The sequence below is a fragment of the Vibrio sp. SCSIO 43153 genome (assembly GCF_023716625.1).
Taxonomy (GTDB): domain Bacteria; phylum Pseudomonadota; class Gammaproteobacteria; order Enterobacterales; family Vibrionaceae; genus Vibrio; species Vibrio rotiferianus.
Genome location: NZ_CP071855.1, coordinates 2,745,384 through 2,767,598 on the forward strand (window position 1 = coordinate 2,745,384; position 22,215 = coordinate 2,767,598).

19 protein-coding genes are annotated in these 22,215 nt (G+C 45.1%); 10 read left to right on the forward strand and 9 right to left on the reverse strand.

Features of this window, described 5'->3' with window-relative positions; translation table 11 throughout:
- The first annotated feature begins 15 nt into the window (after positions 1-15).
- The 7 genes from sfsA (at position 16) to panC (ending at position 5,972) form a co-directional block, all read left to right on the forward strand.
- Positions 16-732 (forward strand): DNA/RNA nuclease SfsA, encoded by a 717-nt coding sequence (gene sfsA / locus J4N37_RS13020; RefSeq protein ID WP_045393881.1) that lies wholly within the window; start codon positions 16-18, stop codon positions 730-732.
- Between the two features lie 136 nt (positions 733-868).
- Positions 869-1,315, forward strand: a complete 447-nt coding sequence (gene dksA / locus J4N37_RS13025; protein WP_005439389.1) for an RNA polymerase-binding protein DksA — start codon at positions 869-871, stop codon at positions 1,313-1,315.
- 109 nt (positions 1,316-1,424) lie between these two features.
- Positions 1,425-2,288: a tRNA glutamyl-Q(34) synthetase GluQRS gene (gluQRS, locus tag J4N37_RS13030; RefSeq protein ID WP_039984547.1), complete on the forward strand. Its 864-nt coding sequence runs from the start codon at positions 1,425-1,427 to the stop codon at positions 2,286-2,288.
- A gap of 101 nt (positions 2,289-2,389) precedes the next feature.
- On the forward strand, positions 2,390-3,757 hold the full coding sequence (gene pcnB / locus J4N37_RS13035) for a polynucleotide adenylyltransferase PcnB (RefSeq protein WP_005439387.1): 1,368 nt from the start codon (positions 2,390-2,392) through the stop codon (positions 3,755-3,757).
- Positions 3,754-4,239, forward strand: coding sequence for a 2-amino-4-hydroxy-6-hydroxymethyldihydropteridine diphosphokinase (folK, locus tag J4N37_RS13040; RefSeq protein ID WP_045393874.1), 486 nt, complete (start codon positions 3,754-3,756; stop codon positions 4,237-4,239). Before pcnB ends, folK begins: the two co-directional genes overlap by 4 nt.
- Positions 4,240-4,263: 24 nt before the next feature.
- Positions 4,264-5,058, forward strand: coding sequence for a 3-methyl-2-oxobutanoate hydroxymethyltransferase (gene panB / locus J4N37_RS13045; RefSeq protein WP_010450156.1), 795 nt, complete (start codon positions 4,264-4,266; stop codon positions 5,056-5,058).
- 11 nt (positions 5,059-5,069) lie between these two features.
- Complete coding sequence (gene panC, locus J4N37_RS13050) at positions 5,070-5,972, forward strand: pantoate--beta-alanine ligase (RefSeq protein WP_045393871.1); 903 nt, start codon at positions 5,070-5,072, stop codon at positions 5,970-5,972.
- A gap of 62 nt (positions 5,973-6,034) precedes the next feature.
- Here the strand turns inward: panC and J4N37_RS13055 are convergent, their stop codons facing one another.
- The 4 genes from J4N37_RS13055 to J4N37_RS13070 form a co-directional block, all read right to left on the reverse strand.
- A complete protein-coding gene (locus tag J4N37_RS13055; RefSeq protein ID WP_252041135.1) occupies positions 6,035-6,964 on the reverse strand; it encodes a Kdo(2)-lipid IV(A) acyltransferase in 930 nt (309 codons plus the stop codon).
- Positions 6,965-7,105: 141 nt separating this feature from the next.
- The gene (locus tag J4N37_RS13060; protein WP_252041137.1) at positions 7,106-7,876 is read right to left on the reverse strand and encodes an ABC transporter permease; all 771 of its coding nucleotides are present in this window, start codon (positions 7,874-7,876) and stop codon (positions 7,106-7,108) included.
- Complete coding sequence (locus J4N37_RS13065) at positions 7,876-8,793, reverse strand: ABC transporter ATP-binding protein (protein ID WP_252041138.1); 918 nt, start codon at positions 8,791-8,793, stop codon at positions 7,876-7,878. The genes J4N37_RS13060 and J4N37_RS13065 overlap by 1 nt, the downstream gene beginning before the upstream one ends.
- 240 nt (positions 8,794-9,033) lie before the next feature.
- Entirely contained in the window at positions 9,034-10,704 is a 1,671-nt protein-coding gene (locus J4N37_RS13070; protein WP_252041140.1) for a SulP family inorganic anion transporter, read from the reverse strand.
- Positions 10,705-10,987: 283 nt separating this feature from the next.
- Here J4N37_RS13070 and can point away from each other — a divergent pair, with 283 nt between their 5' ends.
- The gene (gene can / locus J4N37_RS13075; RefSeq protein ID WP_010450166.1) at positions 10,988-11,656 is read left to right on the forward strand and encodes a carbonate dehydratase; all 669 of its coding nucleotides are present in this window, start codon (positions 10,988-10,990) and stop codon (positions 11,654-11,656) included.
- A gap of 88 nt (positions 11,657-11,744) precedes the next feature.
- Here the strand turns inward: can and hpt are convergent, their stop codons facing one another.
- Positions 11,745-12,275: a hypoxanthine phosphoribosyltransferase gene (gene hpt, locus J4N37_RS13080; RefSeq protein WP_010450168.1), complete on the reverse strand. Its 531-nt coding sequence runs from the start codon at positions 12,273-12,275 to the stop codon at positions 11,745-11,747.
- A 319-nt stretch (positions 12,276-12,594) separates the two neighbouring features.
- Here hpt and J4N37_RS13085 point away from each other — a divergent pair, with 319 nt between their 5' ends.
- Positions 12,595-13,209: a LuxR/HapR/OpaR family quorum-sensing transcriptional regulator gene (locus J4N37_RS13085; RefSeq protein ID WP_010450170.1), complete on the forward strand. Its 615-nt coding sequence runs from the start codon at positions 12,595-12,597 to the stop codon at positions 13,207-13,209.
- 120 nt (positions 13,210-13,329) lie between these two features.
- Positions 13,330-14,343 (forward strand): IS110 family RNA-guided transposase, encoded by a 1,014-nt coding sequence (locus J4N37_RS13090; protein ID WP_252041141.1) that lies wholly within the window; start codon positions 13,330-13,332, stop codon positions 14,341-14,343.
- A gap of 449 nt (positions 14,344-14,792) precedes the next feature.
- Here J4N37_RS13090 and lpdA read toward each other — a convergent pair whose 3' ends face one another.
- The 4 genes from lpdA to pdhR all read right to left on the reverse strand — a co-directional run bounded on the left by lpdA (position 14,793) and on the right by pdhR (position 21,921).
- The gene (lpdA, locus tag J4N37_RS13095) at positions 14,793-16,223 is read right to left on the reverse strand and encodes a dihydrolipoyl dehydrogenase (RefSeq protein WP_005446266.1); all 1,431 of its coding nucleotides are present in this window, start codon (positions 16,221-16,223) and stop codon (positions 14,793-14,795) included.
- 243 nt (positions 16,224-16,466) lie between these two features.
- A complete protein-coding gene (aceF, locus tag J4N37_RS13100) occupies positions 16,467-18,404 on the reverse strand; it encodes a pyruvate dehydrogenase complex dihydrolipoyllysine-residue acetyltransferase (RefSeq protein WP_252041143.1) in 1,938 nt (645 codons plus the stop codon).
- A 30-nt stretch (positions 18,405-18,434) separates the two neighbouring features.
- Positions 18,435-21,098 (reverse strand): pyruvate dehydrogenase (acetyl-transferring), homodimeric type, encoded by a 2,664-nt coding sequence (aceE, locus tag J4N37_RS13105; protein WP_005446262.1) that lies wholly within the window; start codon positions 21,096-21,098, stop codon positions 18,435-18,437.
- 55 nt (positions 21,099-21,153) lie between these two features.
- On the reverse strand, positions 21,154-21,921 hold the full coding sequence (gene pdhR, locus J4N37_RS13110; RefSeq protein WP_005446261.1) for a pyruvate dehydrogenase complex transcriptional repressor PdhR: 768 nt from the start codon (positions 21,919-21,921) through the stop codon (positions 21,154-21,156).
- Positions 21,922-22,215 lie beyond the last annotated feature (294 nt).

Consider the following 22,215-nt stretch of genomic DNA (forward strand, 5'->3'; position numbering starts at 1 on the left):
TGGCTAAATAAGCAAATGCAATTCAACCCCACTCTAGAGTCAGCAACTCTGCTCAAACGCTACAAACGCTTCCTTGCCGATATCGAACTAGATAGTGGTGAAGTTCGCACCATCCATTGTGCCAATACTGGAGCAATGACAGGCTGCGCAACACCGGGCAATAAAGTTTGGTATTCCACTTCTGACAATCCTAAGCGCAAATACCCAAACAGTTGGGAGCTTAGTGAGACCGCACTAGGACACAGAATCTGTATCAATACCGCTCGCGCTAACCAATTAGCGGTAGAAGCTATTGAAAATAATGTGATTTCGGAACTGGTTGGGTATGACCAACTTCAAACTGAAGTGAAATATGGCAATGAAAATAGCCGAATTGATATCTTGCTCAGCGCAAGCAACAAACCAAAGTGCTATATAGAGGTGAAGAGCGTCACCCTGCTTGATGAGAAGAATTCATCAGGACAAGGATATTTCCCAGATGCCGTGACCACTCGAGGACAAAAGCACCTAAGAGAGCTCACAGAAATGGCACAAACTGGAAGTAGAGCCATACTTTTATTCACTGTTTTACATTCAGGTATTGAAAAAGTATCTGCGGCACACCATATAGACGCGAAATATTCAACGTTACTAAAACAAGCACAAGAAGCGGGAGTAGAAGTTCTCTGCTATAAAGCTGAACTGAGTAATACTGAAATCAAACTAATCTCTGCTATTGAATTTATCAATTAAGAGAAAAAATGATGTCGTCTTCACATTGACGATAAGTTTGCGATTCAGTAATTGCCTGCACCGCCTCTTTTTGCTATAGATACCCGCCTTAAATTGACTGCGATGCAGTTGACTAGGTGTAAGTAGGAGATGCTGTATGCCAGAATCAAAGAAGAAAACGATAGGCATCCTAGCCATTGCCGGTGTGGAGCCATATCAGGAAAAGCCTGGTGAAGAATACATGTCACCAGAGCAGGTTGAACACTTTACAAAGATCTTAACAGCTTGGCGTAATCAGCTCAGGGAAGAAGTCGATCGCACTGTACACCACATGCAGGACGAAGCAGCGAACTTCCCAGATCCAGTTGACCGTGCCTCTCAAGAGGAAGAGTTCAGCTTAGAACTGCGTAACCGTGACCGTGAGCGTCGCCTGATCAAGAAGATCGAAAAGACTCTAGACAAAATTACTGAAGACGATTTCGGCTTCTGTGAATCTTGTGGCGTCGAGATTGGCGTTCGTCGCCTAGAAGCGCGTCCAACTGCTGACCTTTGTATTGACTGTAAAACACTTGCAGAAATCAAAGAGAAACAGATGCAAGGTTAATCAACCACGCATTATGATTATTGAAAGGGAGCTCAGGCTCCCTTTTTGTTTTGACTAGCTTTTTAACGCTAAACTTCTAGTTTTACCCGAATACTTTCGAGATACACGCATGACACGCTATGTAGGTCGATTTGCCCCATCCCCTTCAGGACCATTACATTTTGGTTCCTTAGTTGCCGCTCTTGGCAGCTACTTTCAAGCAAAAGCCAATCAAGGGACTTGGCTCGTTCGAATCGAAGATCTTGACCCACCGAGAGAAATGCCTGGTGCAGCAGAAGATATTCTTAATGCGCTCCAAGCTTATCAACTCCACTGGGATGGTGAAGTGGTGTATCAAAGTGAACGACACCATTTATACCAAGCACAAATTGATGCGTGGTTGGAGAATGGCGATGCTTATTATTGCCAATGTACACGTAAGCAAATAAAAGAGCATGGTGGTTATTATCTCGGCACTTGCCGCGACAAAGGCTTGAAAGAAGGTGCGATTCGCCTAAAAATGACCAAGCCCATCGCCAATTTCCTCGATCAGAAGCATGGTTTGATGACCATTCCTGAGGCGTTAGTAAATGAAGATTTCATTATTAAACGTCGAGATGGATTATTTGCCTATAATCTTGCGGTAGTATTAGACGATATCGACCAAGGGGTGACTGAAGTCGTCCGTGGTGCCGACTTAATTGAGCCCACTGGTCGTCAAATCAGCTTGTACCAAATTCTTGGACAACCGGAAGTTAGCTACTTGCATTTACCATTGGCGATGGACACTAATGGCAACAAACTGTCGAAACAAAACCATGCGACAGCCATTGATGTCGCTAATCCGAAGCCAGCTCTGCTGCATGCAATGACGTTTTTAGGATTCGATATTCCTGACGATATTCGAGCCGCTAACGTAGACGAAATACTACGTTGGGGCTGCGAAAATTGGCGTTTGCAACAGCTTCCAGCGGAGATCGAGATCACACCGTGATTCTCAAACGGCACTGTGTAGGCTATCATTAGCCGCAAAATTGGCCCTAGAGGCATAAAAACTAACCAAAGCAAGATTGGATTAAACCCAGTTATTGCCAGATGCACATGAATACAAACGACAATACAACAAGCGAATCTGCCATGATCCCAGAACTCGCTCTCAATGTACTTACTCGTGAAGAGCACAACATTTCGCGTAAGCAGATCAGTGATAATGCACTGAAGGTGCTATACCGACTAAACGGTGCCGGTTTCGATGCTTTTCTTGTGGGTGGCGGGGTTCGAGACTTACTGCTTGGACAAAAACCAAAAGACTTTGATATCGCAACTAACGCGACACCAGAACAAATCAAACAGCTGTTTAGAAACTGCCGTTTGATTGGCCGTCGCTTCCGTCTTGCCCACATTATGTTTGGCCGAGACATCATCGAAGTTGCGACCTTCCGTGGTCACCACCAAGAGCAAAAGAACAAGAACGTTTCCCAGCAGTCAAAAGAAGGCATGCTGCTTCGTGACAATGTTTACGGCACTATTGATGAAGATGCAGAGCGCCGTGACTTCACGATTAACTCGATGTACTACAACATCGCAGATTACTCTATTCACGACTACGCTCGTGGTATTGAAGATCTAGAGGACCGTCTTGTTCGCCTAATCGGTGACCCAGAAACCCGTTACCGTGAAGACCCTGTTCGCATGCTGCGCGCCGTTCGCTTCGCAGTGAAACTTGACTTCGATATCGAAGAAGACACCGCTGCACCGATTGAAGAGATGGCACCGCTACTGCGTGATATCCCATCAGCACGTCTTTTCGAAGAATCGTTGAAGATGCTTCAATCTGGTCACGGTCTAGAGACTTATCACCTACTGCGCGAATACAACCTGTTCCAACAGTTGTTCCCTGTAATTGCTGAGCACTTCACTGAAGATTACGAATCTCATACCGAACAAATGCTAGATTTAGTGCTTGATTCGACCGATATGCGAATCGAAGAAGGCAAGCGCATCAATCCTGCGTTCATGTTTGCAGCGATGCTGTGGTACCCGCTATGTGCCATGGCAGATAAACTAATGGAACAGCGTAACCTGTGCCATTACGATGCCATCATGGAAGCGAGCAACATCATTCTTGATGACCAAGTTCGTACCATTGCCATTCCACGCCGCCACACAGCGACGATTCGTGAAATTTGGCAACTGCAATTACGCCTTCCACGACGCAACGGTAAACGCGCATTCCGCCTAATGGAGCTCAACAAATTTAGAGCTGGCTTTGATTTTCTTGAAATGCGCGGTGAAATTGAAGGTGGTGATACTCAGAAGCTTGCCAAGTGGTGGGAAACTTTCCAAAATGCTGGCCGAGAAATGCGCCAAGCTATGGCTGCGGACCTAGACGGCCAAGCGCCTAAAACCGGTCAACGCCGCCGTAAAACTTACCGCAAGAAAAAGAGTAAGCCTAAGTCATGATCACAGCGTACATTGCGGTAGGCAGTAACTTGGCTGATCCTGTCAGCCAAGCGAAGAAAGCGATCGAAGCCCTTAAAACATTACCAAACTCTGAGTTTGTTCAGGCTTCATCACTTTACAGCAGTACACCGATGGGACCACAAAACCAACCGGATTACATCAATGCGGTTGTGGCGATAAAAACCAATTTGACGCCTCTTGAGCTGCTCGATTGCACCCAAGCGATTGAGCAAGAGCAAGGGCGTGTCCGTAAAGATGAACGCTGGGGTCCACGAACTTTGGACCTCGACATGATTCTTTATGGCAATGAGGTGATCGATTCCGAAAGACTGACAGTTCCACACTATGGAATGAGAGAGCGCGAGTTCGTACTCTACCCTCTTGCGGAAATTGCACCAAGTTTACAACTCCCAGACGGGACCGAGGTGTCGTCACTACTTAAACAAGTAGATCGAAACGGCCTCAGCATTTGGCAGTCATAGCCAACTCCTAGTGAGGAAAAAACAATGAAAAAAATGACCATTAACGACCTGATTAAGTGGAAGCAAGAAGGTCGTAAATTTGCTACTTCAACTGCATACGATGCAAGCTTTGCCCAACTTTTTGAAAGCCAAGAAATGCCGGTTTTATTGGTAGGTGACTCTCTAGGCATGGTTCTGCAAGGTAAGACAGACACATTACCTGTGACCGTTGAAGATATCGCTTATCACACACGCTGTGTGCGCGCTGGTAGCCCTAATTGTCTATTGATGGCTGATATGCCATTCATGAGCTATGCAACGCCTGAGCAAGCGTGTGAGAACGCAGCAACGCTAATGCGTGCTGGTGCAAACATGGTAAAAATCGAAGGCGGTGATTGGTTAGTTGATACCGTTAAGATGCTAACTGAACGTGCTGTTCCAGTTTGTGCTCACCTTGGTCTAACACCTCAATCTGTAAACATCTTTGGTGGTTACAAGGTACAAGGTCGCGATCAAGAAAAAGCGGATCGTATGGTTAAAGACGCTCTGGCATTGCAAGAAGCCGGTGCTCAAATTGTTTTACTCGAGTGTGTTCCTGCTGACTTGGCAGCGCGCATTACACAAGTACTTGATGTGCCAGTGATTGGCATCGGTGCTGGTAATGTGACAGACGGTCAAATTCTTGTAATGCACGATATGTTTGGAATTTCGGCGAACTACATGCCAAAATTCTCGAAAAACTTCCTTGCTGAAACAGGCGATATGCGCAAAGCCGTGGCTCAATACATGGCTGATGTTGAAAGCGGTGCATTCCCAGACGAAGCACATACTATTGCCTAGAGGATAAATGCATGCAAACTTTTGCGGAAATCTCAGCGATTCGTGAACAGGTAAAAACCTTTAAGCGTGAAGGTCGTAAGGTAGCGTTTGTCCCAACCATGGGTAACCTACACGAAGGCCACTTAACGCTTGTTCGTAAAGCTCGCGAATACGCGGATGTCGTTGTCGTAAGCATCTTTGTAAACCCGATGCAGTTTGACCGTGCAGACGATTTGAATAACTACCCTCGCACTCTAGAAGAAGACCTAAGTAAACTAGGTGGCGAAGGTGTAGAACTGGTGTTCACTCCAACACCAGAAATGATCTACCCTGAAGGCTTAGACAAACAAACATTTGTTGACGTCCCTGGTCTATCAACCATCCTCGAAGGTGCATCTCGCCCAGGTCACTTCCGTGGTGTTACCACCATCGTAAACAAACTGTTCAACATTGTTCAGCCAGATGTGGTTTGCTTTGGTGAGAAAGACTTTCAACAGCTTGCTGTGATTCGCAAGATGGTTGATGACCTAGCAATGGACATTGAGATCATTGGCGTACCAACCGTACGTGAAATGGACGGCCTTGCAATGAGCTCTCGCAATGGCCTGCTTACCATTGATGAACGCCAACGTGCACCGGTTTTAGCACGCACTATGCGTTGGATCAGCAGCGCTATGCGTGGTGGTCGTGACGATTACGCTTCTATCATTGAAGATGCGAACGATCAGCTACGCGCAGCAGGTCTACAACCTGATGAAATCTTCATCCGTGATGCACGTACACTTCAGGCCATCACAGCAGAGACCACACAAGCGGTGATCTTGATGTCTGCATTCTTAGGAAAAACACGCCTAATCGATAACCAAACGGTTGATATGGTAGTCGAAACCAAAGAAGAAGAATCAAGTGAAGATGACTCTGCAAATGCTGAGTAAATCGAAGTCTTAAATGAAAAGGTCGGCGCTAAGCCGACCTTTTTTACATCTGCTAATTTGATTTATGAGTAAACAGATTGAAGCCCTTCTGGACGAGTCTTAAATCGCTTGTGTAACCACATCCATGCTGGAATATCTCGCTTTATCATCCCCTCGATTTCTTGATTCAAGATACTCGCCGCTTTAGCCGGATTGCGTCGTTCAAATTGCTCGCTCAGGTCCTCACCAATATAAAGCGTATATTGGTTGTCACTCATGACGGTCACTCCAGATATCACCGCACACTTGGTTGCATCAACCAATACACTCGAGCCAGCCGTGCTTGCCGCCTGTTCGACGGCGAAGAAAGGTACGAATACCGAATTGTTCACCCCATAATCATGATCCGGTAAGTACCATAATCGCTTGCCATTTTTCAGGACTTTGAGCATCGATTTTACGTCTTTCCTGTCTATCATTTGATGTCCACATCGAGTTCGACCACGGTGCTGAATGAACTCGTAAGCTGGGTTTGAGTTAGGGCGATATACACCGTAGCCTTCAGCAAATTGACTAAAGATTCTCGCCGTCATTTCCAAATTGAGGTGATGACTGCATACTACTAGCACACCTCGCCCATTCTTTTCTTGCTCAAGTAAACGCTCTTTGCCCACAACTTTAGTTAGATGCTTCACTCGCCACTCAGGCCAAAACCAAGCCATACCCGTTTCAATCAGTGCCATACCAGTGTACTTAAAGTTTGCTTTTACCAGCTCCTCACATTGTTGTTCGGTGTATTCAGGAAAACAGAGCTTGAGATTGCGCTTAGCAATTTCTCGGCGACGCTTCATTGGCAGCATAGCGAGAGAGCCGATACCTCTTCCCAATACTCGCAACAACGGATACGGCAGAACATTGACGATAAACGCTAACAAGCCGAATGCAAACCAAACAGACCAGTATTTAGGAAGAAGCAATTTAAAGGAAAAAGAAGGAGATGGGACGGTATTCATGGCTTCACTCATTTACAACAGATGTATTTACGACAGATGAGTGAAACCTAGCATGTAAAAAGTCGAAAAATTGTATGGGAATGTATTGGTGTGCATAGAAAAAGAGCAGCCCCAATAGCTGCTCTTTCAATTCTTTGTGTATTAGCTTCTTAAACCAATTCCTTTGGTCACCAAATAATGAGCCACACCATAAAGCGCGACCACAAATACCGTCAGTACGCTAAACGAAGTGACAATACCCACGTCGGACACACCAAGGAAGCCATAACGGAATGCATTCACCATGTAGACGATAGGGTTCAGTTTAGACACCCCTTGCCAAAACTCAGGCAATAGACTGATTGAGTAAAAAACACCGCCGAGGTAAGTCAGTGGCGTCAATACAAACGTCGGGATGATGGAGATATCATCGAACGTTCTTGCGTAAACCGCGTTAATCAAGCCACCGAGTGAGAATACAACCGAAGTCATAAATACCGTCGCGATAATGATGCCCCAGTGTTCCACTTGCAAATCAACAAAGAACAGCGACACGAAAGTTACGATAGTCCCCACCAGCAAACCACGAACGACGCCCCCCATAACAAAACCAAGAATGATGACGTAGTTTGGTACTGGCGCTACTAGTAGCTCTTCAATGTTACGCTGGAACTTAGAACTAAAGAATGACGACGCGACATTAGAATACGAGTTGGTGATCACCGACATCATGATCAAGCCCGGCACAATGTATTCCATGTAACTAAAGCCGTTCATTTCACCAATACGAGAACCAATTAGGCTACCGAAGATGATGAAGTACAGCGTCATCGTAATCGCTGGCGGCACAAGAGTTTGCACCCAAATTCGTGTAAAGCGATTGATTTCTTTCGTTAGCAGGCTACAAAAAGCGGTCCAATATAACTTGTACATTATTGGTTACCTCCACGTACGATGCTGACAAACAGCTCTTCCAAACGGTTTGCTTTGTTACGCATAGAGAGTACTTTCACCCCACTGTCTGAAAGTTGACTGAATACTGAGTTCAGACCTTGGCTCTTGTCCAACTCAATCTCTAGTGAACCATTGATCATCGTTTGGCTATTCACACCCGCAAGCTCTGGCATCTCACTATCAAACTCAACATCGAAGATGAAAGTTTCAACACGAAGTTTTCCGAGTAGCGCTTTCATCGTTGTGTTCTCGATCAGCTGACCTTTATTGATGATACCGATGTTACGACATAGCATTTCTGCTTCTTCAAGGTAGTGAGTCGTTAGGATGATAGTAATGCCCTGCTCTTGGTTAATCTCCTTCAAGAAATCCCACATTGAGCGACGTAATTCGATATCCACACCTGCTGTTGGTTCATCAAGGATCAACAGCTGCGGCTCATGCATCAAAGCGCGAGCAATCATCAAACGACGTTTCATACCACCCGATAGGTTACGTGCTCGCTCTTTGCGTTTTTCCCATAAGTCGAGCTTAGTCAGGTACTTTTCTGCTCGCTCTCGTGCAAGCGTTTTGGATACACCATAGTAACCTGCTTGCTGCATCACAATCTGTTCGACCGTTTCAAACTGGTTGAAGTTAAACTCTTGCGGTACCAAACCTAGATTTTGCTTCGCTAGTTCTAGGTGTGTATCGATGTCGTAACCGAAAACCTTAACCGTACCGGAAGTTTTGTTTACCAAAGAAGAGATAATGCCAATCGTAGTGGATTTACCAGCACCATTCGGCCCTAAAAGCGCGTAGAAATCACCTTTTTCTACTGTTAGGCTAATGCCCTTCAACGCTTCAAATCCGCCCGCATAAGTCTTGCGAAGCTGTTCTATTTCTAATGCGTACATTGCGTAATCATTGCCATCTGTTGATGAATCGTGAATGCCAATACCTTTAGGGGCTCATTGATAGCGACTAAAAAGTCGAAAGCGGTATTGCACTGAAGTTGAATTAGTTTATCGTTGAATAACGATGAACACAAATAAACCTTTCCATAAAATTAGAAATAACTATAAGTTTCCTTAACTCTATATACGAAAAAGCGCCACCAAATCTCTCTGGTAGCGCTTTTAAGTAAACCACTTAGACTACATGGTTAGCATTTGATGCTCATCTGTTTCTACATGCTTTATCGCCGCATTCAATGCTTCGTAACGGAACTTGTAGGTGTTTTCATCAGGAACTAAATCTATCACGTGGAACTTCTCTAACTGTTCACGAGTACGTTGATTTGGACACAGTAGGTAAACTGCACAGTTTGCATCTAGAGCATCTTTAATCGCGTTTTCTAGCGCCAGACCTACCGTCACATCAATCATAGGTACATCAGTAAGATCGAGGATCATCACTTCATAGTCAGAGATACTCGAATGCTGACGAGAAATGGCTTTCGATACGCTGAAGATCATTGGCCCCGAAAGATAGAAGAACAACACTTTGCCATTCGCTCTATCTAGTAGGCCTCGCTCACTATCTGTTAGCGGCACATCGTCTTCATCCGCATCACTGATTGCCTTCACTTGGCGTGCTTGCTCGCGGCTTAAACGCTCAATAATGATGATGTTAGAAATAAACACACCAAGACCGACCGCAACAATCAAATCTACGAACACCGTTAGGAACATCACGCCATACATGACTGCCATACCAGGAAAGCTGACTTTATGGGCACGTTGAATGAAGCTCCAATCAAGAATGTTGAAACCAACGTACACCGCGATACCCGCGAGCACTGCCATTGGGATTGGCTCAGTCAACCCGCTTGCAACCAAAACCACCAGTGCAAGGATCAACGCACGAATCACCCCAGATAATGGCGAGCGTGCGCCAACTTGGATATTGGTTACGGTTCCCATTGTCGCGCCAGCACCAGGCAGTGCACCAAACAGACCAGAGATCATGTTCGCCAAACCTTGGCCGCGCAATTCCTTATCTGAGTCATGCTCTTTACGCGTCAAAGAGTCACCAATAACAGCCGTGAGCAAGGTATCAATACAACCTAATGTGCCCAGCACTAAGGCATCAATGACCATTTCGGTAAACATCGCAGGATCAATATGCGGCACAACTAAAGACGGCAAACCTGCTGGGATTTCACCAATTCGGCGAATATCTTCAGCATCAAATAAGATGACCGAAAGCAAGGTGACTGCAACCAATGCCACTAACTGAGCTGGGACGTATTTACGGTACTGCTTAGGGAAGAAAAACAAGATACCTAACGTCAGCAAGCCCAAAAACAACTCGCTAAACTTGAGGTTAGAAATGGTGTCTGGTAATGCCGATAACGTCCCGATGACCCCACCAGAAGGCGCGGCATGACCTAATAGAGGCGAGAGCTGTAATATAATCAGAATGACACCGATACCCGACATAAAGCCGGAGATTACACTGTAAGGCATCAGTGTAACGTACTTACCTAACTTTAATGTGCCGAGCACAATCTGGAATGCCCCCGCCATCATTACAACGGTAAAGGTCATTGCCATCCCCGTTTCAGGGTACTTGGCCATCATGCTGGTCAGTACAGCGGTCATGATCACTGTCATAGGACCGGTTGGTTCCGATATCAGGGTATTTGAGCCACCAAACAGAGAAGCAAAAAGCCCCACCATGATCGCACCCCATAAGCCTGCTTCTGCGCCAGCACCAGATGCGACACCAAAGGCTAACGCAAGAGGAAGTGAAATAATGGCCGTGGTGACGCCACCAAACAGATCCCCTTTCAAGTTGATATCCTTAAAGCGACTACCGAACATTGAATTTGCTCCCTGCATTAAAAAGACAAAATGCCATCAATCTAACAAATATTTCGTCAAAGAAAAAAACACAATAAAACCACGAATTCGCTAGGCTTATTCGCATACTGAATGATGTCTGCATATTTTATGATTTTCACAGCGAGAACTAGTCAGATGAGTCATCTTGAATGAATATTTAACGGGATCGAAATTGTAACATTGTGTATAGTTACAGCGCTGATCGCTTTATAAGCACTGGTGAGTGGTTGGTTTTTTTAATTTTTAGGGAAGTAGATGTCAGATGCCGGAAATTAAACAATTATTCGAAAATAACTCTAAGTGGTCAGAAGAAATCAAATCTGATCGCCCAGAATATTTCGCAAAACTAGCGGAAGGTCAAAAGCCCGACTTTCTATGGATTGGTTGTTCAGACAGTCGTGTTCCTGCAGAGCGACTAACAGGGCTGTTCTCGGGCGAGTTATTTGTTCACCGAAATGTAGCGAATCAAGTGATCCATACCGACCTAAACTGCCTTTCGGTTGTGCAATATGCGGTCGATGTATTAAAAGTAAAACATATTATTGTCTGCGGCCACTATGGCTGTGGTGGCGTTAACGCAGCTATCGACAACCCTCAACTTGGTCTTATCAATAACTGGCTCCTTCACATCCGAGATCTCTATTTTAAACACCGAACTTATCTAGACCAAATGCCTGTCGAAGACCGCGCGGATAAACTTGGTGAAATCAACGTAGCAGAACAAGTCTACAACCTAGGTAACTCGACCATTATGCAAAATGCTTGGGAACGTGGTCAGGATGTAGAAATTCATGGCGTTGTGTACGGGATTGAAGATGGTCGCCTTGAATATTTAGGTATTCGTTCAAACTCAAAAGAGACCGTTGAAGCCTCTTACCAAAAAGCGCTCTCAACCATTCTTAACTCAGACAACAAATTGCTTTGTCGCTGAGTTAAAAAGTATCAGCCGAACCAAATAAAAGAAAACGCCCGTTAATTTCTTAACGGGCGTTTTTGTATTCTTCTAGTAAGAGTAATGATTACTCTTGTGGTACCACTTTACCAATGAACGGTAGGTGGCGGTATTTTTGAGCGTAGTCGATACCCACTCCAACCACAAACTCGTCTGGAATCGCAAAGCCAACGTAATCAACTGGCACTTCAACTTCACGACGTGATGGCTTGTCTAGCAGCGTACAGATAGCAATCGACTTTGGTTCACGTAGAGAAAGAATCTCACGGATCTTGTTCAGCGTATTACCCGTATCAATGATGTCTTCAACGATCAGGACATCTTTACCTTTGATGTCATCATCTAGATCTTTAAGGATACGCACATCACGAGAGCTTTCCATCGTGTTACCGTAGCTAGAGGCAGTCATAAAGTCCACTTGATGAGTCAGATCAATTGCACGCGCCAGATCCGCCATAAATACAAATGAACCACGAAGCAAACCAACCAAAACTAGATCTTCACTGCCTTGGTAACGTTCTGTAATTTGCTTGCCTAATTCGCGAATACGTTCCTGAACTTCTTGCTCAGAAATCATAACTTCTACTGTATGTTTCATACTGTGCTCAATATTCTTGTGAGTTGAGGTTGGTCGTACGCAAACGATCACCTTTTTACGCAGCGTAGTGTAACACCACGAGTAGAGCGATAAAAGCGCTCTTCACCACCAAGAAATTTTTAGACCTACATCTAAGTTTTCACAAGTAGTTGATGAAAAACGCCACAGTAATGACATTCCTATCGATAATTTTCTGATTGCATATTGACCTTAATCATATGCACCATTACACTCATCAAGCTTTAAGCAATCATTAGAATAATTAAATATAAGCGTATTAAACGCGAAATAATCAACTCAAATGGCAAGGATATTTAATATGGACTCAATTGCAAAGAGGCCTCGTACTAGGCTTTCACCTCTTAAACGTAAACAACAACTGATGGAAATCGCTCTAGAAGTATTTGCTCGTCGCGGCATTGGCCGTGGTGGTCATGCGGATATTGCCGAGATCGCTCAAGTTTCTGTTGCGACTGTATTTAACTACTTCCCGACTCGCGAAGATTTGGTGGATGAAGTTCTGAACCACGTTGTTCGTCAGTTCTCTAACTTTTTATCTGATAATATTGACTTAGACATTCATGCTCGTGAGAACATCGCCAACATCACTAATGCAATGATTGAGCTAGTAAGCCAAGATTGCCACTGGCTGAAAGTATGGTTTGAGTGGAGTGCGTCAACACGTGATGAAGTATGGCCACTTTTTGTAACTACAAACCGTACCAACCAACTGCTAGTGCAAAACATGTTCATTAAGGCCATCGAACGTGGTGAAGTATGTTCTGAGCATGAACCAGAGCACTTGGCAAACCTCTTCCATGGCATCTGTTACTCTTTATTTGTGCAAGCAAATCGTTCTAAGAGTGAATCTGAACTAGCTAGCTTAGTTAATTCTTACCTAGATATGCTTTGCATCTACAACCGCGACCATTAAGCTGAAACGCGAATTTGATTAAATCAAAGGCTGATACTTAGGTATTGGCCTTAATTATATGGTCCGCCCCACTCTCAAGCCCTTAAGCTTAGAGTAGGCTCTCAGAATGAGGTGAACCATATGTCTTCTATTCATATTTTAGGTATCGACCTAGGCAAGCACTGTTTCCACGCTATCGCTCATAACCGTTCAGGTGCAGAAGTATTACGTCGTAAGTTTAGTCGAAACCAACTCCAACGTTTCCTTTGTAAAATCGAACCAACAACCATTGCTTTCGAAGCTTGTGGCGGTGCTCATTGGCTTGCTCGCAAGAGTGGTGAATACGGTCATCAAGTTCGACTTATTCCTCCCCAGTACGTTAAGCCTTATGTCAAAGGCAACAAAAATGATTTCATAGATGCATCAGCAATCGCAGAAGCCGCTGGTCGACCAACAATAAGGTTTATCGCGGTAAAAAGTGAAGAAGCCCAAGTCATCGCAGCGATTCATCGTGTCAGAGATGGTTATATCAAGGAGAGAACGGCCGCCATGTCTCGAATTGGGGCTATCTTGCTTGAGTTCGGCCTAAGTTTTCCAAAGGGGCATGCAAAGATGAAGGCTCTCTTCCAATGGCTAGCAGAGCAAAAAGCGTCTTTACCAGAAAGCTTACTCGTTGAATTAGTGTCTATCCACGAGCATTACAAATACCTTAATGAACGAGTCAAAGTTCAAGACAGTAAGCTTCAAGCCGTTGTTAACAATAACGAAAGTGCACAATTGCTGAAAACTATCCCTGGCGTTGGCGACCTCACATCGACGTTGTGTGTTGCCGATGTAAGTTCCCCAAGTAACTTCACCAATGGTCGGGAAATGGCTGCATGGTTAGGGCTTGTGCCGAGACAGTTCTCTACGGGAGGAAAGACCAAGCTACTTGGCATGAGTAAACGAGGCAATAAACATCTCAGAACTCTGTTTATCCATGGAGCAAGAGCAGTTCTCTCAAGGCTAGAAACGACAGGGAAAGTGTTTGGAGAGTGGCTCATCAAGCTCCGGGCGACGAAGCCATTTAATGTTGTGGTCGTAGCACTTGCCAACAAGCTAGCAAGAATAGCTTGGGCGGTGTTATACCACCGCCAAGCTTTTAAGGCTGTATAGCTATAACCAAGTTTGCAACGCCAATGAACGTGATGACAAAAACGGTCAATCGACCAGGTTAAGAACCTGACACAAAAAATAGCGTTAAACGCTTTGGGCTTTTTAAGGATAATCTGGCGCAGATATCATCGTGGAGCTGGGAAGCTAGTACTCCCAACAAGGACTCCGAATACATTAGCGCAAACCAACTCCGTTATGACTTAATTGTAGTTGCAATAACGGGGCGGACCATACATTTTTGTTTTTGATAAGCGATAATAATTTGTCTTTCTTGAAACAAGTCAACTCCTTTAGAGCCGACCCTCTTTCATTAGCCTTCCCACAACCAGCTCTAGATTCCTAAAGCGGAGCACTCCCGAACCTCCAAACGTAGCGTTCTTTTCTTCCAATAAAAAAACCGCTGACGAATCAGCGGTTTCTAAAAACATTAGCGAGTAGCTAAGAAAAAGTTACTTTTTCTTTTTAACTGCTTTTTTGTTTGGAAGGTCAGTGATTGAACCTTCAAATACTTCAGCAGCTAGACCTACTGACTCATGTAGAGTTGGGTGAGCGTGGATAGTTAGTGCAATATCTTCTGCATCACAACCCATCTCGATAGCCAGGCCGATTTCACCAAGCAGTTCGCCACCGTTAGTACCAACGATAGCACCACCGATAACGCGGTGAGTTTCTTTATCGAAGATTAGCTTAGTCATACCGTCTGCACAGTCAGATGCGATTGCACGACCTGATGCTGCCCATGGGAATGTTGCCACTTCGTAGTTGATGCCTTCCGCTTTCGCTTCTTTCTCTGTCTTACCAACCCATGCTACTTCTGGCTCAGTGTAAGCAATTGAAGGAATAACTTTAGGATCGAAGTAGTGCTTCTTACCAGAGATAACTTCTGCCGCTACGTGGCCTTCATGCACACCTTTGTGAGCAAGCATTGGTTGGCCAACTACGTCGCCGATCGCGTGGATGTGAGGAACATTAGTACGCATTTGCTTATCAACGTTGATAAAGCCACGCTCGTCCACTTCAATACCCGCTTTTTCAGCATCGATAAGTGCACCGTTTGGTACACGACCGATAGCAACAAGAACGGCATCGTAGCGCTCAGCTTCTGCTGGTGCTTTTTTACCTTCCATTGAAACGTAGATACCGTCTTCTTTCGCTTCAACTGCTGTTACTTTAGTCTCAAGCATTAGCTTGAACTTGTCTTTAATGCGCTTAGTGAAGACTTTAACGATGTCTTTATCTGCAGCAGGGATAACTTGGTCAAACATCTCTACTACGTCTACTTTAGAGCCTAGAGAGTGGTATACCGTACCCATTTCTAGACCGATGATACCACCGCCCATGATAAGCAGTTTTTCTGGTACTTCTTTCAGCTCTAGTGCATCCGTTGAATCCCAAATACGTGGGTCTTCATGCGGGATGAATGGCAGTTTGATTGGGCGAGAACCCGCAGCAATGATAGCGTTGTCGAAGTTAACCGTTGTTGACTCGCCTTCGCCTTCTACAAGGATAGAGTTAGGACTTGTGAACTTACCGTAGCCGTTTACTACAGTAACATTACGCATCTTAGCCATACCGCTAAGACCGCCAGTCAGTTGATTTACAACTTTCTCTTTCCAGATACGGATTTTGCTGATGTCTGTTTGCGGTTCGCCAAACACAACACCGTGCTCAGCCATCGCTTTCGCTTCTTCGATAACTTTTGAAACGTGAAGAAGTGCTTTAGATGGAATACAACCAACGTTTAGACATACACCACCAAGAGTGCTGTAACGTTCAACTAGTACTGTTTCTAGACCTAAGTCCGCACAACGGAATGCAGCTGAGTAACCAGCAGGACCAGAACCAAGTACAACAACTTGGGCTTTAATTTCTTTGCTCATTGTGACCTCTTGTAGTCATTATCCCTAACAGGCTGAGTAGATGTTCTTAAATTATTAGGCTTTCAAACGATCAATATTTTACAGAGATGTTAACAGTGTGAAAGCAGCTTTAAGTTAGCCTGTGAGCTAGACAACAATTCATCTTTCAGATTCTGAACGATGTGAGAAATTGTCGTCTAAAAATAGTCTTTTATATAAAGAAGTAAGGTGACCCGAAAGCCACCTTAACTATTACTTTCTATATTACAGTACTAGGCGACGAATGTCTGATAGTGCACCGTTTAGGAAAGTAATGAAGCGTGCACCTTCTGCACCATCAATCACACGGTGGTCGTATGATAGAGACAGTGGAAGCTGTAGACGTGGTTCGAACTCTTTGCCGTTCCACACTGGCTTCATTTCAGATTTAGATACACCTAGGATACCTACTTCTGGCGCATTTACGATCGGCGTAAACGCTGTACCGCCGATACCGCCAAGGCTAGAGATTGTGAAACATCCGCCTTGCATGTCAGCTGCCGTTAGCTTACCAGCACGTGCTTTCTTAGAAACTGCCATTAGCTCTTCAGATAGCTCGTAAATGCCTTTCTTGTTCACGTCTTTAAATACAGGAACAACAAGACCGTTTGGCGTATCTACTGCGATACCTACGTTCACGTACTTCTTAAGAATGATGCTTTCGCCATCTTCAGAAAGTGAAGAGTTAAACGCTGGGAACGCTTCTAGTGCTTTCGCTACTGCTTTCATGATGAACACAAGAGGAGTGATCTTCATGCCAGTGTCTTTCTTCGCTTCGATTGCATTCTGCTCTTTACGGAACGCTTCTAGCTCAGTGATGTCAGCGTTGTCCCACTGTGTAACGTGAGGGATCATTACCCAGTTACGGTGTAGGTTTGCACCAGAAATCTTCTTGATCTTAGAAAGCTTCTGAACTTCCGTCTCACCGAATTTGCTGAAGTCAACTTTTGGCCAAGGTAGTAGACCAAGCGCTGCGCCGTCGCCCTTACCAGATGCTGCCGCACCAGCGCCAGACTCAAGACGCTTAAGCGCATCTTTAACGTAAGCTTGAACGTCTTCTTTTAGGATACGGCTCTTACGACCAGTACCTTTAACCTTAGATAGGTTAACACCGAATTCGCGAGCAAGACGACGGACAACTGGAGACGCGTGTGCGTAGTCGTTGTTCTCTTGGAAATCGTTCGCTGCAGGTGCCGCTTCAACTTTTGCTGCTGGAGCAGGAGCCGCTGCAGGTGCTGGAGCTGCTGCTTGTGCAGGTGCTGCAACAGGAGCTGGAGCTGCTGCTTGTGCAGGTGCTGCAACAGGAGCTGGAGCTGCGCCAGCTACTTCGAATACCATGATTAGAGAGCCAGTCGTTACTTTATCGCCAGCTGCAATCTTGATTTCTTTTACCGTACCAGCGAATGGAGCTGGAACTTCCATTGAAGCTTTGTCACCTTCAACAGTGATTAGAGATTGCTCTTCTTCTACTGTGTCGCCAACTTTAACCATGATCTCAGTAACTTCAACTTCGTCACCGCCGATATCTGGAACATTCACTTCTTTGTCAGCTGCTGCCGCTGGAGCTGCTGGAGCTTCTACTCGGTCCGACGCCTCGGCTGCTGGAGCCGCTGCTGCGCCTGAACCGGCAGTTTCGAATACCATGATTAGAGAACCAGTTGTTACTTTATCACCAGCAGCAACTTTGATCTCTTTTAGAGTACCAGCGAATGGTGCTGGAACTTCCATTGATGCTTTGTCGCCTTCAACCGTTAGAAGAGATTGCTCTTCTTCGATGCTGTCGCCAACTGCAACCATGATTTCCGTAACTTCTACTTCGTCGCCACCGATATCTGGAACGTGAACTTCTTTTAGTTCTGCCGCTGCTGCTGGAGCTGGAGCCGCTGCTGAAGCCGCTTCTGCTGCAGGAGCAGGTGCAGCAGCTGCTGCACCCTCGGCTTCGAAAATCATGATTAGAGAACCAGTCGTAACAGAATCACCTTCCGCTACTTTGATTTCTTTAACGATACCTGCTTGAGACGCTGGAACTTCCATAGAAGCTTTGTCGCCTTCAACAGTGATAAGAGACTGCTCTTCTTCAACCTTGTCGCCAACGCTTACAAGAATCTCAGTAACTTCAACCTCATCCGCACCGATGTCAGGTACATTAATTTCGATTGCCATTGCTTATTTACCTTCTAGTTAAGCGCTGTATTAAGCGTAAAGTGGGTTTGTTTTTTCAGTGTCGATGTTGAACTTAGCAATCGCTTCAACGACGACTGACTTCTCAACATCACCACGTTTCGCTAGTTCAGTAAGAGCTGCAACAACTACGTAGCCCGCGTTAACTTCGAAGTGACGACGTAGGTTCTCACGGCTGTCAGAACGACCGTAACCATCAGTACCAAGTACTTTGTAAGACTCAGAAGGCATGAACGCACGAACTTGCTCAGAGTAGTTCTTCATGTAGTCAGTCGCTGCGATTGCTGGCTCAGTACCCATTACTTGTGCAATGTAAGGTACTTTTGCTTCTGCTTCTGGGTGAAGCATGTTGTAACGCTCTGCGTCTTGACCGTCACGAGTTAGCTCGTTGAACGATGTTACAGAGAACACGTCAGATGCGATGCCGTATTCTTCGCTTAGGATAGTCGCTGCTTTACGTACTTCGTTCATGATAGTACCAGAGCCCATTAGCTGAACTTTAGACTTGTCACCTGCGTAAGACTCAAGCTTGTAGATACCCTTACGGATACCTTCTTCAGCGCCTTCTGGCATTGCTGGCATTGCGTAGTTTTCGTTCATTACCGTTAGGTAGTAGAACACGTTCTCTTGGTTCTCACCGTACATGCGACGGATACCGTCTTGCATGATTACTGCAACTTCGTAAGCGAATGTTGGGTCGTAAGAGATACAGTTAGGAACTGTATTCGCCATGATGTGCGAGTGACCATCTTCGTGCTGTAGACCTTCACCGTTTAGCGTTGTACGACCAGCAGTAGCACCTAGTAGGAAACCACGAGCTTGTTGGTCACCAGCCATCCACGCCATATCACCTACACGTTGGAAACCAAACATTGAGTAGTAGATGTAGAACGGGATCATTGGTAGATCGTTCGTGCTGTATGACGTTGCTGCTGCAACCCATGAAGCCATTGAACCTAGTTCGTTGATACCTTCTTGTAGAACCTGACCTGAAGTTGCTTCTTTGTAGTAAGAAACGATGTCGCGATCTTGAGGTGTGTAGTTCTGACCGTGCGGGTTGTAAATACCGATCTGACGGAATAAACCTTCCATACCGAACGTACGAGCTTCGTCACAGATGATAGGAACGATGTTCTTACCAATGTTCTTGTTCTTAAGCAGGATATTAAGAGTACGAACGTAAGCCATTGTTGTAGAGATATCACGCTTCTGCTCACTTAGTAGCGGAGCGAACTCTTCTAGCTCAGGTGTTTTGAATTCTTGAGTGAACTTAGGTAGACGCTGTGGCGTGTAACCTTTTAGTTCTTTACGACGAGCGTGTAGGTATTCGTACTCCGCTGTACCTTCTTCAAGTTTCAGGTATGGAAGTTCTTTCACTGCTTCGTCAGTTAGGATGTCTTGAAGACCTAGACGATCACGTAGGTGTAGTACGTGAGTCATATCCATCTTCTTAACTTGGTGCGCGATGTTCTTACCTTCAGCGGCTTCACCCATGCCGTAACCTTTAACAGTCTTCGCTAGGATTACTGTTGGACGACCTTTAGTTTCTGCTGCGTTTTTGTAAGCTGCGTACAGTTTAGAAGACTCGTGACCACCGCGCTTAAGTGCGAAGATTTCGTCATCAGTCATGTCTGCAACTAGCGCTGCAGTCTCTGGGTATTTACCAAAGAAGTGTTCACGTACGTAAGCACCGTCCTTAGATTTAAATGTTTGGTAGTCACCATCTACAGTTTCGTTCATCAACTGTAGAAGCTTGCCTGTTGTATCTTTAGCAAGTAGAGCATCCCAGTTGCTACCCCAGATAACTTTAACAACGTTCCAGCCAGCGCCTTTGAATAGACCTTCTAGCTCTTGGATGATGCTACCGTTACCCATTACAGGACCGTCTAGACGCTGTAGGTTACAGTTGATTAGGAATGTTAGGTTGTCTAGTTTCTCACGCGCAGCGAAAGAAAGTGAACCACGTGATTCTGGCTCATCCATTTCACCGTCACCTAGGAACGCGTATACACGCTGTGCAGACGTGTCTTTCAGACCACGACCGTCTAGGTACTTAAGGAAACGCGCTTGGTAGATCGCAGAAATTGGGCCAAGACCCATAGATACTGTTGGGAACTGCCAGAACTCAGGCATCAATTTAGGGTGCGGGTATGATGGGATACCTTTACCGTCTACTTCTTGACGGAAGTTGTCTAGCTGCTCTTCAGTTAGACGACCTTCAACGAATGCACGAGCGTAGATGCCCGGAGAGATGTGACCTTGGTAGTAAACTAGATCGCCACCGTCCGTCTCGTTTGGAGCGCGGAAGAAGTGGTTGAAACAAACTTCGTAGAACGCCGCTGCTGACTGGTAAGAAGCCATGTGACCACCTAGGTCTAGGTCTTTCTTAGAAGCACGCAATACGATCATGATTGCGTTCCAGCGAATAATCGAACGAATACGACGCTCAAGAGTTACGTCACCAGGGTAAGCTGGTTCTTGTGCTGCTGGAATAGTGTTGATGTAGTTTGTGTTGATGCCAGTTGGCATATCAACGCCGTCTAGACGTGCTTTTTCTAGAACGGTTTCTAATAGAAACTGTGCACGTTCTACACCTTCTTCACGAACAACTGATTCAAGGGCTTGTAGCCAATCTTGAGTTTCCAGTGCATCTACGTCATGCTTCATGTCAGACATGGCGATCTATCCTTCTGTTGGTTGGATCTACTTATTTAAGTAAGCGGTTCTTGTATTAAGAATCGTTACCTTGCTGAATTCGACGCAGAGAACGCTCTCGTCGAGACTCTTCTCGAGTCAAATCCAACAATGTTTCTTCAATATAAGCTAAATGTGAGTGAGACATTTCACGTGCCTTTTCAGGCTGACCAGAAACAATCGCATCCACGATATTAGCTCTGTGTTTACTTACTTTATCGACCACTTCATCGCGGCGATGTAAGAGCTTTAGATTCTGTAGAACATTTTGCTCAAGCAAAGGCGCAAGGCTGCGAACAATATGAAGCAGGACGACATTGTGTGCCGCTTCAGTCAAAGCAATCAGAAACTGCATCACTGCAGCGGCTTCTGCCTCAACGTTATCGCCTTTTTGCTCTTCGCTAATTTGATTCAAACAAGCTTGAATGCGTGCAAAATCTTCATCGGTACCACGCAAAGCTGCAAAGTACGCTGAAATCCCCTCCATCGCATGGCGCGATTCAAGTAGGTCTAACTGCGTTTCTGAGTGAGTCGACAACAAGTTCAACAACGGATCTGAAAAGCTTTTCCAGATGTTTTCACTAACGAATGTGCCACCGCCTTGACGACGAGTAAGCAAACGCTTTGCTTCTAAGCGTTGAATGGCTTCACGGACAGATGGACGAGACACATCGAACTGCTTAGCGAGTTCGCGCTCTGGTGGCAACTGCTGCCCCGGAGACAATGTTCCTTCCACAATCAACCTTTCTAGCTCTTGTTCAATAACATCAGAGAGCTTTGGCTGACGAATCCTTTGATAAGCCATAATTTATTGTTCTTCTACTCTTGCAGGTAATTGGTAATACCAATTTTAAGATGGTGCAGAAATTAACATAATTAAAACGCCACTGTCCAGCCAAAAATTGACCTAAATCATAGAATGGACTTACAACCAACACTCTGATAACAATCGACTATTAAAACAGCAATAAAATTGGTCTTACCAATTACATAAACAAAACAGATGGGAGCTCTGCGTGCTAGTAATTTTGATCAACAAAAACAAAAAATGACAAAATTATCCGTACATTTTTTCACCAACCGCTGTTTTGAGCGTTCA